Annotated in this window: 9 protein-coding genes; all 9 read right to left on the reverse strand. The window is 38.8% G+C overall.

Annotated elements, in window-relative coordinates:
- Positions 1–4: 4 nt before the first annotated feature.
- A complete protein-coding gene (locus GCWU000282_RS10270) occupies positions 5–2,215 on the reverse strand; it encodes a glycoside hydrolase family 3 N-terminal domain-containing protein (protein ID WP_023355051.1) in 2,211 nt (736 codons plus the stop codon).
- A gap of 33 nt (positions 2,216–2,248) precedes the next feature.
- On the reverse strand, positions 2,249–3,586 hold the full coding sequence (locus GCWU000282_RS10275; RefSeq protein ID WP_023355052.1) for an MATE family efflux transporter: 1,338 nt from the start codon (positions 3,584–3,586) through the stop codon (positions 2,249–2,251).
- A gap of 11 nt (positions 3,587–3,597) precedes the next feature.
- Positions 3,598–5,556, reverse strand: coding sequence for a family 20 glycosylhydrolase (locus GCWU000282_RS10280; RefSeq protein WP_023355053.1), 1,959 nt, complete (start codon positions 5,554–5,556; stop codon positions 3,598–3,600).
- A 255-nt stretch (positions 5,557–5,811) separates the two neighbouring features.
- Complete coding sequence (locus GCWU000282_RS10285; RefSeq protein WP_023355054.1) at positions 5,812–7,404, reverse strand: extracellular solute-binding protein; 1,593 nt, start codon at positions 7,402–7,404, stop codon at positions 5,812–5,814.
- Between the two features lie 18 nt (positions 7,405–7,422).
- Positions 7,423–8,319, reverse strand: a complete 897-nt coding sequence (locus GCWU000282_RS10290) for a carbohydrate ABC transporter permease (RefSeq protein ID WP_023355055.1) — start codon at positions 8,317–8,319, stop codon at positions 7,423–7,425.
- Positions 8,320–8,338: 19 nt separating this feature from the next.
- On the reverse strand, positions 8,339–9,268 hold the full coding sequence (locus GCWU000282_RS10295; protein WP_023355056.1) for an ABC transporter permease: 930 nt from the start codon (positions 9,266–9,268) through the stop codon (positions 8,339–8,341).
- Between the two features lie 220 nt (positions 9,269–9,488).
- Positions 9,489–11,405, reverse strand: a complete 1,917-nt coding sequence (locus GCWU000282_RS10300) for a beta-L-arabinofuranosidase domain-containing protein (protein ID WP_023355057.1) — start codon at positions 11,403–11,405, stop codon at positions 9,489–9,491.
- A gap of 69 nt (positions 11,406–11,474) precedes the next feature.
- The gene (locus GCWU000282_RS10305; RefSeq protein WP_023355058.1) at positions 11,475–12,470 is read right to left on the reverse strand and encodes an aldo/keto reductase; all 996 of its coding nucleotides are present in this window, start codon (positions 12,468–12,470) and stop codon (positions 11,475–11,477) included.
- A gap of 93 nt (positions 12,471–12,563) precedes the next feature.
- Positions 12,564–13,652: a glycoside hydrolase family 88/105 protein gene (locus GCWU000282_RS10310; RefSeq protein WP_051384174.1), complete on the reverse strand. Its 1,089-nt coding sequence runs from the start codon at positions 13,650–13,652 to the stop codon at positions 12,564–12,566.
- Positions 13,653–13,966: the final 314 nt, after the last annotated feature.

Genomic DNA, 13,966 nt, shown 5'->3' on the forward strand with positions numbered 1-13,966 from the left:
CCCCTTATATAAGTTCAAATGAAATCTTATTTTCTGTAGCACTACTGTTGCCAATAAATAAATTAAAATGTCCTTTTTCGCTGCCTACCGTATAGTCCTCTCTTACAAAGCGTAGCATAGGTTCTGTTATTCTGAAAGTAATCTTACCTTCTTCTCCCGCTTCCAAGGTAACCTTTTTAAAGTCCTTAAGCTGTTTGATTGGTCTGGCTACACTGGCTGCTATATCATGAATATAAAGCTGAACTGTCTCCGTTCCCTTTACACTGCCTAAGTTTTTCACCACAACTTCAGCCAGAATTTCTCCTTCTTCACTCAGTTTATCAGAGGACAAGCTAACAGGTGAAATACTGAAATCTGTATATGTAAGACCATATCCAAAAGGATATAATGCCTCATTTGGAGCATCCAGATACTTTGATACGAAGCGTTCTCCTGCATCTTCCGGAGTAAGCGGACGTCCTGTCTGTAGTATATCATAATGAATAGGAACCTGCCCTACATTATATGGGAAACTCATAGGCAATTTACCTGAAGGCGAATACTCTCCGGTAAGCACATCCCAGATTGCAGCTGCTCCCATAGTTCCCGGCATCCATACTACAAGAATTGATTTTACCTTGTCACAAATATCAGTTAGTGCAAGAGGTCTTCCGGTAAACAACACAAGGTTTACATTTTCATTTACTGCACAAATTTTCTCAAGAAGTTTCATCTGATTTTTCGGAATTGTAATATCTGTCCTGCTTGCAGCCTCACCGCTCTGTAAGAAATGTTCTCCCATAAACAGTAAAACTTCGTCAGACTCTTTAGCCGCAGCAAGGGCTTCTTCCTCCATAGCCAGTGTTTTATCTACATTATAATCTATCTCCTCCAACTGTACAAAGCCCGGCATCTTTGTTCCTTCAGGAAGTATCTGACAGCCTTCACAGAATGAAAGTTCATAACCTTCAAGTTTCTTGCTGACTTCTTTTACAGTCTCTACAGGACCTTCTTCACCCATTATTGCCCAAGAGCTTAAAAGTTTTTTGCGATTTGTATAAGGTCCTATGCAGGCAATTTTCTTTCCTTTTTTAATAGGAAGATTTCCTTCATTTTTAAGCAAAACAAACGACTCACGGGCAGCTTTTTTAGCGAGTTCTTTATGCGAATTACAGAGGCATAACTCCTTTTCCTTGACTAAATCTAATCCTTTATACGGATTCTCAAACAGACCCAGCTCATTTTTCAGCTGCAGGATTCTCATAACACTTTCATCAAGCAGTTCTTCGCTGATCCTTCCTTCTTCTATAAGCTCATCCAAATGTCTTGAATAATCGCCCGCCATCATATCAATATCACAACCTGCTTTTAGTGACATCTCAGCAGACTCCTTGCGGTCAGCACATACTCCGTGCATAACAGTCTCCCTGATAGCGGCAAAATCCGATATGAGAACTCCGTCAAATCCCATCTTCTCTCTTAAAATGTCCCTCATAAGCCTTTTATTTACTGTAGCAGGGATACCGTCTATTGTATTAAATGATGTCATTACCATTGCCGCTCCTGCATCAATGGCGGCTTTGTAAGCCGGAAGATAATATTCCTGTAAGGTATGTTCCGAAAGCTCTACCGTATTGTAATCTCTGCCTGCTTCAACACCGCCATAACCCGCAAAATGTTTAACGCAGGCTGCAAGTGTATCCTCTGCCTTAAGATCTTCTCCCTGATAACCATGAACTATGCTTTCAGCCATCACTTTATTCAGATAAACATCCTCACCGGTAGATTCTACAACTCTTCCCCATCTTGCATCTCTGACCAGGTCAACCATAGGGGAAAATGTAACATGCAATCCTGCAGCTGCCGCCTCTCTTGCCGCCATTTTACTGCATTCCTTAAGCAGTTCAGGTGAAAATGTTGCTCCCATTGCCAAAGGCATAGGATAAATGGTTTTATAGCCATGGATAACATCAACCATAAATATCAGCGGAATATGATGAGGATGTTTCTCCATGTATTTTTCCTGAATTTCTTTTAACTGTGCTCCGCCACTGCTGCCAAGTCCCAAAACTGTTCCGGCCAGGGCTATATCCTCATCTGACAGCCCGAGATCTTTCAAAGGTCCGGTTAATACTGCATCACTTGACAACATATGCCCCATAATCTGAAATAACTGTCCTATCTTTTCTTTTCTGCTCATTGAACCAAGCAGCTCTTTTAATTTGCTCTGTTCCATTTTATATCCTTTCTTAAATAAAATTTGGATGTTTTATGTCAGATTATGCAGCCATTTATCTGACAAAACTCGAGGAATTCCCCATATAGGTTTTATCATATCCTCAGCATTTACAATCAAAAATACAATCCACAGCGGAAGCCCCAGCTTTACCCCTATGAAGCCAAACGGCACGCTAAACAGCCATACCGGGAGTATATCTAAAAAGCAGGCAAAAGTCGTGTCGCCACCGCTCCTTAAAATACCTACAACCATAACTACGCTGAAGGCCTTTGGCACAAATAAAAAGGCGTGTAAAAATAAAAGCAGATTAACGCTGTCCATCGTTTCCGGACTCACTTCATATATAGATAACAGCAGAGGTCTGCATATAATGAGAATTACACCTACAACTGCCGCAAGCATGGGAAGTAAAACCAGAAAACGCCTGCTGTCTCTTTTTGCGTCTTCTTCCCTACCCTCTCCTATTGTATTTCCGAGCATTACCGCAGTAGCGTTACCTGCTCCTCTGACAAAAACAAAGAGGATTTGTGCAACAGCCGAGGCAATCTGTACTGCCGCCACAGTAGAAGTTCCCATCAATCCAAAGGCTACCATATAGAGAGAAGTCCCGACAGACCATGCTATTTCATTAAATAATACCGGTGCCACCTTATTAAAATACTCTTTTACAAAGCCCCGTTTCCATCCGGTAAGCTCTGAAAATCCTGCAGCACCAATCATATTTTTCCTATAAACCGCAATTAAAATTATAAGCATTTCTATAAGCCTTGCAAGTACCGTAGCTATTGCCGCACCTGTAAGTCCCAATGCAGGAGCTCCCCATAAGCCAAAAATAAGTATGGCATTCCCGATAACATTGGCTGCCATAGAAACAAAACCCGCAACCGTGGGAAGCCCCACATTGCCTGTACATCTGCACACTGTTGCAAGGGAAGTACTTATTGCTGTGATAACATAGCTTATGCTGACTACAAACAGATAACCTGTTCCATATTTTACAGCATCAGTATCGTGAATATAAAAACGTATAACCTGCTCAGGTAAAAACAAACCCAAGCAGGTAAAAAGTGATGATACTCCTCCGCTTAATACATAGATTAGACCAAGCACCTTTTTTATGTTTTTTGTTTCTCCTGCCCCCCAATACTGGGCAATGAATACCGATGCTCCCGAACTTATACCAAACTGTATTATAGTCAGCAGAAAAAATATCTGATTAGCCGCCCCTGCCGCAGCTATATTGGCATCACCCAGCTTACCTATCATCATTACATCAATTAAATTAACCGTAGATGATATTAAAAGCTGGAGTGAAAAAGGCAGGGTCAGTCTAATAAATTTCCTTAAAAATTCTTTATCCTTTAGCACAAAATATCTCCTTAGGACAGATAGTGTACTGATTCAGTAAACACCTTACAATTCTTGTCCGAATAAACTTCTGTCCTGAATTCCTTAAGTACCTTTTCAGGTCGTGGGTTTGCAATAAGACACTTATACACTGTCTCTTCACCCTTTCTTATAGGCAAGGTGGTAAGAGACATTTCAAGAAGATGATCTTCAAGTTTAAATCCGTGATTATATCCCGGATCTCCATCCTTGGTACGTGCCCAGTTCACGTTTTTATTACCTATATTATATCCGTAAGTCAAAGGCACTTTCTCTGTTGAACCATCTTCATAATCAAATACTAACTCACCGATTTCATATACTTCTTTTTCAGGAAACACTCCATCTACAAAAAACTTAAATTTAACGTGATAATCGGTAGTGTGAATCAATTCAACGTAAGCCGGATGTCCGTCATGGCTCTCTTTAATTTCCAGTCCTTCTGCATCTGTATATTTATAATGATACAAATACTCAAATGTTTTATCCCTGATTGCTTCATAGTCGCCATCTTCATAATTATGATTCCAGAACATCTCATAAGCATAGGAAATACCGAAGAATATTGTATTTCTCTGTAAAATCACCTCATTTAATGAACTCCAATTTGATATGAAAGCTCCATGACGTCCACTTTTTTCAATATGTTCTTTCCAGTTTGAGAAGAAATAACCCTCAAAGTTACCATAACGAATATTGAAGTTTTTATCCAAAAATTCATCTTCAAGATATTCCCCGAGATTCCAGTTCCAGTGCAGAATCAGAAGATCTTCAGGCACCATATCAATAGCCTGATGTGTAGCAGGCATAATTCCTATTTTTTTACCGTCTTTCCTATGGAACTGAGGCATATACATCTGTATCTCCGCTCCGCCAAACGGACCTGCATCCGGCACCACAGCATTCTTCAGAAGCTTATCACCCCAAAGCATGGTTTTTACACCCTTTGATTTCAGATAATCATATATCTTATTTACGTCACCCGCAAATATATCTGCTCCGCTCTTTCCCCGGCACTTTTCACAAACTCCTATAGTATAATACTCATCATGTCCTATATTTATAACTTCAGGATTAAACACCTCTATAACTTCATCAAGTACATCAAATAAAAGTTCATATGATGCAGGGTTTGAAGGGCAATAGGTATCTGCATACGGATCTTCCGGTCTTTCCGCTATATCCATATGCCCCATCATAAGATAATCGCAATGACCGAGCGAAGGTACTTCCGGAATAACTTCCAGCATTCTTCCCCTACAATAATCAGCCAGTTCTTTGACCTCTTTCTGGGTTAGGAAATTACCTCCTCCGTTTTCCATATGTATGGCATTCTTGTACCAAGGATAGGTATAATCCTGTATCTTGGTTGTTTTCCCGGAGTATTCGCTCATTTCGTCACAATACTTAATCCAGCCTTCGTTAATTTCGGGATGCCTCTTGTATTCCATTGCACCACCGATTTCTATCATGATACTGTTAAACTTAAAATAACATATCATATCAACGAATTTTTTGAAAAACTCTATATCTTTTGATGCAGGAAGAAATACTTTCATGCCTCTTTCGTCACACACAGGGTAGTCATAAGCAATCAACTCATCAATACAGCCTTTTTCCAGCAGATGGATGACAGATATTGCACCATAAAATAAACCTCTTTCGCTTAAAGCATAGACATGTATTTCATCTCCCTTAGCTTCAATAATATGGCATTCACTGTGTTCCGGCCTTGGAACATTAAACTCACTGCTTACACGATTACTTACAGCATCCGGTATTTCCTTGTGAAAGCAAATAGCCTTATAGCCTTCATCCTGTCCGCCACTCTTAAGCTTTTCCTTCAATATTTCCTTTATAACCGGAATATCTGTCTGTATTTTAGTTTGTTCATTTATATGTTTAGCGACACCTGTTCTTTTTATATACTGTGGAATAATTCCTCTGCTCATCAGAACCCCCTTTTAGTTATTTAATGATATAAGTGTCAAAAGTATAAAAATTCTGTGCAAGCTTGCTTGCAAAAGAATTTATTATCTTTTAACACGCAAAAAATATGAGTAAGTAGCCATTTTTTGCAAAAAAATGAGCGGATTACGAATATTTTTGCAAGGATTGCAAGAAGCGAAGCTGTAGCAATCCTGTATCAATGGGTGTCAAATACTTTTGACACCCAAATCATTTAATATCTTCAATATAAAACAGACTTATTTTTTAGCCGCATCAAAAACTTCCTGCGCCTGCCTGGTAATTTCCTGATTAAACTTCTCCTCGCCTGCCGCTTTAAGTTTCTCCTTAAATTCTTTCAGGGTTGCCATAGGGTCTTCTGCAAAACCTAAGTACAAAATAGGTGTATACTCTGTTCTTACATTATATACATTTGCCTGCTCTGTATTTACAGAATCGAGTACAAATGACATTCCGTCTACAGGATTGAACACAAGCTGCTTGAAGTAATATGATGCCTGAATTTCACCATAGTTAGGGAAAGAATCTATAGGAAGACTTGGCGCATTTGCAAAGCACCAGGTACTGATTCCGCCATAAGCATCAGGTTTAAGGACTTCTACCTGCTGGAAATCATGTCCGTCAATTGAAACAGTGCCAAGAAGCTTGCTGTGTACTCCCGGTATACCATTATTAATGAGGAAGTTAAGATCCTTATCATAGTTAAGAAGATCGGTTGCCATTAACGCTCTTTCTATATTCTTGCTTCTTGCATTAAATCCAACACCGTTGCCGGTAAAGCCTGCCGAGCCAAGTGGCTTATTTTCAAGAAGATTAATATATTCCACTTCCCAGTCAGGATGGTTCTGTTTAGCATTCTGCCAAGCTGTATTTGCATCACCGATATTTCCAAACTTAACCGCACTCTTACCTGCATCAAAACGATTTGTATTAGATGAGGTCAGGTCACTCTTTGAAATATACCCCTTCTGATTCCAGTCTTTCATACGTTTAATATGCTCTTCAAATCCCGGAAGGTCATAAAAAGGTACAAGATCAAGTTTATCAGAATTGGTGTAATCATAGCTCAGTGTATGTGAAAGATAGTAACGTCCCTGAGGATACATTACAAGCGCACGCATGATAATTTCAGCATTATTACTGGAAACATCGAGAGGAATCATTCCGGACTCATTCTCTTTAACCTTCTGCATGAACTTCTCTATATCTTCAACTGTCTTAAGAGGTTCCATGCCATATTTTTTACGAAGGTCGCCGCGCACAAACGCACCATAATGATTTGCCCAGTAATTGTTCTGAGGTATCATATAGTTCTTTCCCGCAACCTGAGTATTCTTCCAAGCTGCTTCAGGTAAAGCAGCTTTTGCAAGAGGACAATACTTTTCTACCATTTCAGGTGTTATCTCATAGAAACCACCCTTTGATGCTGTCTCTGCATAGAAAGCCCAAGCCGCTGTATAAATCATATCAAAGTCTTCACCCGAGGAGAATAAGAGCGGATATCTCTGTTGATAATCTCCCCAAGATAAATAATGAGGCTCAATTTTAGCATTGATTTTTTCTGTCAATAATTTGTTGATTTCTTCAAAAACCATATCATTATCAGACTGTGGCTCTCCTAAGAAATACATTTTAAGTGTAACAGGTTCAAGTGTACTTGCCTTACTTTCTGTTCCCGCACTTGATGTCTTAGACTGAACCGAAGCCTGCTTGACTGTGCTTCCGCCTGCACTGCTTTTAGTTTCATTTTTTGTTCCGCCTCCGCAGGCAACTAAGGCTAATGCCATAGTCATTGATAATCCTGCAGCCAACCATTTTCTTAACTTTCTCATAATGCTCCTCCTTTTATTTTAACCTTTTACTGCTCCGATCATAATTCCGCTTACAAAAAATCTCTGTACAAACGGATACAGTAATAAGATCGGTCCAATTGTTACCAGTGTCATCGCCATCTTAAACGATTCTTCCGGTGGGGTTACAGCTGCCAGTTGCGGCACCTTTGCAATCAGATTCCTAAGCATTGATATCTGTGACAGCATTCTATACAGATAATACTGCAACGGAATCAGTTTCTGTGCATCTACAAACAACATAGCATTGAACCAGTCATTCCAGTAGTTAAGAGCTGTAAACAGTCCCATTGTAGCTAAAATCGGTTTTGAAAGCGGAAGAATCATTTTAACAAAGATATGAAATTCTCCTGCTCCGTCTATCTTAGCCGACTCTGTAATTGAGTCAGGAATACTGTTGCTTATAAAGCTTCTTATGATAATGATATAAAACACGTTGAAAAGATTTGGCAGGATGAGAGCCATAATATTATTCTTCATGTTAAAATATCTAATCATCAGTATGTACCAAGGAACGATTCCTCCGTTAAAAATGGTAGTAAAGTAAAAGAAGAATGAGAAAAATGTCCTTGGTCTGAATTCTTTTCTCTGTAGTACATAGGCCGCCATTGAAGAGAAAAATATACCTACTACTGTTCCGACTATTGTAATAAAAATCGTGACTCCGTAAGCATTGAAAATATTCTCCGGAACCGCAAATACAGCCCTAAATGCTTCAAGTGAATACTCAATCGGAATTAATGAAAAACCATGTTCTAAAATCGATTGCTCCGACGAGAACGCACCTGATATGATGAACAGGAAAGGAATGAGGCAGCAAAGCGACAAAAATATAAGTATCGAATATGCAAATATCCCAAATCCTACATCTGCTTTTGATATTTTTTTAATTGGCATTGATGTTTACTCCCCTTTCTCAGAATAATGCGTAATCTTTCTGGAATCTCTTCACCAGACTGTTTACTCCCAGAAGAATTACCAAACTGATTAATGACTGTATCAGACCGGCCGCAGATGTCATTCCTACATCCTGAATCTGTAAAAGAGACCTGACTACATAGGTATCAATTACGTCTGTGCTGTCATATAAGAGCGGATTGTTTGCCGTAACCTGATAGAACATATCAAAGTCGCCCCTGAATATCCTGCCCACATTAAGTAAAGTCATTATTATAATCTGAGGTGTTATGAGCGGAAGTGTTATTGAAAATATCTTACGCATCCTTCCTGCACCGTCTATAGCGGCGGCTTCATACATCTCACTGTCTAAGCCCGTAATAGCCGCAAGATAGATAACGGAACCATAACCTACCCATTTCCAGGCATTAGCAATTACAAGTACATATTTCCATATTCCCACATCATTATACATATCTACCGGAGTAGCACCGACTGCCTTAAGCATAGTATTTAATGAGCCGTATTCATAATTAAACAGGTTATAAAGGAATCCCCCCACAATTACCCAGGAAATAAAATATGGTAAAAATATAACCGACTGCGAAGCTTTTTTAAAAAACTTAGATTTTATCTCTGTAAGTAAAATGGCAACACCTACCTGTAAAATAAGGTTTACCACTATAAACACAGCATTATACGCTATTGTATTAAAGGCAACCTTGAAAATCTTACCTCCGCTGAACAGAAATTCAAAATTTTTGAATCCCGACCATGGGGATGCAATAATTCCATCTGCGTAGTTAAACTGCTTGAACGCCAGTATGGTACCTCCCATAGGAAGGTAAGCGAAAATCAGATAGTAGATAACCGCCGGAAGTATCATCAGGTATAGTGTAAGATTTAATTTTTTAAACCCCTTTTTGGCAGTTTTTTTATTTCTGGCCATAAAACTACTCCCTTCTCAAACTTTCTTTTGTATAACTTGCTTTATATCTCATATATCAAGCTTACACTTTTAGTATATTTGACGCAAAGCACTATTTCAATGGTAAGAATCTATGATTAGGGTAATTTTCTACTTACACTGATCAAATTCTCAAAAATACAATAAAGCTGCCACATGATACATAAAATGTGACAGCTTTGATAAACAAATTTCAGATAAATTACTTTGTTAACAGCCATACGGCTATTTCTTTCTTCTTATCTTTTCCCGCCGAAGCATAGTCCTTCAAATGTAAATTTCCTGTCGATGTTTTTACCTCAGCTTCAAGAATTGAATCTGCATCTTCTTTTTCTGTAAGAACATTTACTAATAACTTCTCTTTAGTTTCGAGATCTATTTCTTTACAGCCATTTGATTCAGGCAATTCTTCCGTTGCCAGCATGAGAGGACCTCGCTCCAGCGCAATATGTCTCTTTGCTAACTTATCTTCGATATCATGTGTAGGAACAAGATAGTCATATTCAAAAAGCATATTGTTGATAAGCATATCTTCACCATATGCAATCGGATATAATGCAAAGGTGCGCATATCAAACGTAAGTAAAATCTCATCACCTTTTTTCCATTTTCTTTTAATTCTCAAATATCCGCTTCCTTTTGTGAGGTCAGAAGCAGAAATCACAGGCTTTTCGTTCAACGCCTCATCTCGTATTTCTTCACCGTTAAGCCTTGCAGTTGTAACCCTGCTCCAGGCAGGTATACGGAAATTTACAGTAAATTCGTCCGCTTCATTTTCTTCTACCCTAATCTTTACATCCCCTTCAACCGGATATTTTGTTTCTATATTAATACTAAACTTTGAACCCGAAGAATTTTTTGTCTCAATTCTTCCGTTTTCATAAAAATTCAGACTGAATCCGTCATCTGACTTAATAAACATTATTTTAGGTATGGTACCGATTCCCGCAGAAGCAATACTTGCACAACAACCATAGGTATTTCCTCCTTCAAGAATCATAAATCCGCCGGCCTGTCTGCCTCTTCTTCCTCTGGTTAACGGTGCATAACTGTCGTACGGAAATCCTTTTTTAATAATTCCCTGCATTCCCTCCGCTCTGTCATCCATAAAGCCATTCGGATTTTCTGCTCCAAGATAAGCATTATAAAAAGAACGCTCAATTGCATCCGCAAATCTGCTGTCTCCGGTTAATTTTAATATTCTTCCGAAAAACTTCATAAGTGTAACAGTTACACAGGTCTCCTGCATAATAAAACCGTTAGTGGTATTTGCCTGTCTCACCGTAGAATGGTCAAATAGCTCATGTGTGCATCCTGCGCTTCCTATAACGGTAAAATCTGTCTCAATAACTTTATACGCATAATTTATTACAGCCTGTTTCCATTTTTCATTACCTGTTACCTCAGCATACTCTAAAAGTCCTTCAAAACATGAAGTCATTTCATATGCTTTTGTAACCGGAAATTGATATGGCATAGTGCTGTTTTCCCAGGCAAGCTCAAAGATATCGGCAATTGAAGTTCCTCCATGACCTACTATATGTTCGGCAAAATCCAGATATTTTTTTTCTTCCGTCAATTTATATAACCGTACAATAGGCTCCAATATTGAACTGGAGTTTAGCCCCCTCCAACAACCCGAAGCAAATACTATCGGAGTTTTTCCTTCCTCATCGCCGATAAAGGCCATGATATAATCTGCCTGTTTTTTGATACAATCAATAATTTTTATCTTAAGAGCTTCATCCTTACATATCTCCAGAAAGTACTCCATGCCTAAAATCACATATTTTCTGCACCACATATCCCAGCCGTTAAATTCAGTTTCCACAGAATAACTGCTTATACGGCCATTTGATGCTGTGACAGAAATCATATCCCTTACAGTGTCTTCAAGAATATTATATAGTTCTTCATTTCCGGTATATCCGTAGACAAGCGATGCCCCACGCATCATCTTACCCCAGAATTCTCCTCTCCAGCCTCTGTCATTTTTGTCTGTTTCACCTTTAAACTGGTTAACAAAACATCTCCATAATCCGGCATCTAAAAGCTGTTTATTTTCGGCAAAATGCATTGCTCTGTCAGCCGGTCCATTTAACGAATATTTTATTTCCATTTGCACACCCCTTTTAACTATATGATTACAGGGGACTGTACTTAACACAAATCCCCTGTTCTTTAGATTTTACCAATTTTCTGTTGTAATCTTATCTATTTCCTTAAGCTCTTCCTCAGAGAAAGCAGCACTGTTTATTGCACGAATATTGGTGAGCAACTGCTCAGCTCTTGACGCACCTACAAGTACAGACGTTATCCTTGGATCCTTTAACAGCCAAGCCAATGCCATTTCCGCAAGACTCTGCCCCCTCCTATCTGCAATTATCTTTAACTCCCTTGCCTTGGAGATATAATACTCTACATCACCCTCCTTTAAGAATCTTCCATCAGTCCTTACACGGCTGTCCTCAGGTATTCCGTTTAGATAGCGGTCAGTAAGTACACCCTGTTCAAGCGGACAATAACAAATTATTCCTTTTCCCAGTTCACCGGCAGTATCTTTAAGTCCGTTTCTTTCGATTGTTCTGTCAAAGAGATTGTATCTGTTCTGGTTTATAATAAACGGAACATGGCGTTCTTTAAGAATAGCGGAAGCCTCAGCCATTCTTTTTCCATCATAGCTTGAAAGTCCGACATAGAGAGCCTTTCCGCTCTTTACTATCTGTGCAAGTGCCTCCATAGTCTCCTCAAGCGGGGTATCCGGATCCGGTCTGTGATGATAGAAAATATCAACATAATCAAGCCCCATACGCTTAAGGCTCTGATCTAAAGATGCAATTAAATACTTTCTGCTGCCAAAATCCCCGTAAGGTCCCGGCCACATATCATAGCCTGCTTTTGTGCTTATAATAAGCTCATCACGATATGCACTGAAATGTTCTTTAAGAATTTTCCCAAAATTTATCTCCGCCGCACCGGCTTTGGGGCCATAGTTATTGGCTAAGTCAAAATGTGTTATTCCGTTATCAAATGCCGCAAAACATATTTCTTCCATATTGGAGTATGATGAAGTGTCCCCGAAATTATGCCACAATCCCAGCGATACTGCCGGGAGCTTAAGTCCGCTGTCTCCCGAACGATTATACTGCATATTCTCATATCTTGATTCCTTTGCCTGATACATATTTACCTCCTATAAAAAACTAAACTCCGATTTCTTTGTCTGTACTGAAAATATTCGTAATCCGCACATTTTTATAAAAAAACGGCTGCTTACTCACACTGTATCCGTGCCCTCTTCCAATGCCACTAATGCCCACAGGACAGCCGCAACCGCCTCTTTAGCGTTTACACATCTTGTATAATCCACATATTGATCATAGTTATTCTGCACACACACACCGTCACAGGCATCTATTATATTGTATCCGCCATCAAGTCCTGCAAAACATTTTGAAAGAATTGCACGATAGCCTTTCTCTATAACCTCCTTGGCGTATTCATTCTCTATAAGAGAAAGATCGTATGCTTTTTTTAGGATATATACAAACATTGCACTCCCTGAGGTGTCGTGGAAATTCCTTGGAAAACCCTGTTTATCAACTACTTGATACCATAATCCACAGTTCCAGTCCTGAGTTTTTAAAAGATCCTCACAAAGTAAAAGCAGTTGATTTTCAATCTCCTGTCGTCCTTCAAAGCTGTCAGGGATTATTCCAAGAGTTTCTACCAAAGCCATACCATACCAGCCCAATCCTTCACTCCAGACCTCAGGTGAGCAACCGTTTAACGGACTTGCCCATCTTGTTCCCGGATTTTCACTATAGGCATGGTAAACAAAGCCTGTTTTATCTTTTCCTGCCTTTTCAAAAAACAATCTTAATTGTTTTATCGCCTCTTTATAGCTGCCTTCTTCATCTCCGATATATTTCCCATATCTTACCAAAAACATTAGTTCCATAAACAAACCGTCTGCCCACATTTCTCCCTGAAGATGCTTGCCATGCAACCATCCTCCCGAAGAATTTCTTGGATATAAGTCCAGGGATTTTCGCACCTTTTCTACAGCAAGCTTAAATTTTTCTTCCTTTGTTCTTGTATATAGCCATATAAGGATTGATGCCGGCATAATATCATCAAGACAATCTCCAACAAACTTAGTAATTGTTCCGTCCTCTTCTACGTGGGTATTCCCGTAAGCAAGCACATACTCATAATACCTTTCGTCTCCGGTTTTTTCAAACAACCTGATAATTGCCCAAAGGTAAAAGCCTTGCGGATAACTCCAGCTTTTGTAGGGATAGCTGTCAGCCAGAGGATATTTTTGCATTAAATACTCTGCTAATTTAATAGCATTACATCCCATAATCATCCCCCTATCTCAATATTTTTAATGTTAACAGACATAACTGTTGCCGGTACTTTCACATAATTTTAGTATATTAATCTATCTCATATTTTTCAACAGTAATTATCTACAAAAATGGCATTATTCTACTTTTATCTCATTGATTTAATCAGATTTTTTATTGAAAATAACGTAAATGTTTACGTTTAAAAACGTACAATCCTAATTTAAATAGTAATTTTCAACAAACATTTTAGATATTTTATCATTATTATTGACAATATTAATCATGAACATTATAATGGTCAAAAATTATCATGGTAATTATGTAA

This window comes from Catonella morbi ATCC 51271 (genome assembly GCF_000160035.2).
GTDB lineage: Bacteria > Bacillota > Clostridia > Lachnospirales > Lachnospiraceae > Catonella > Catonella morbi.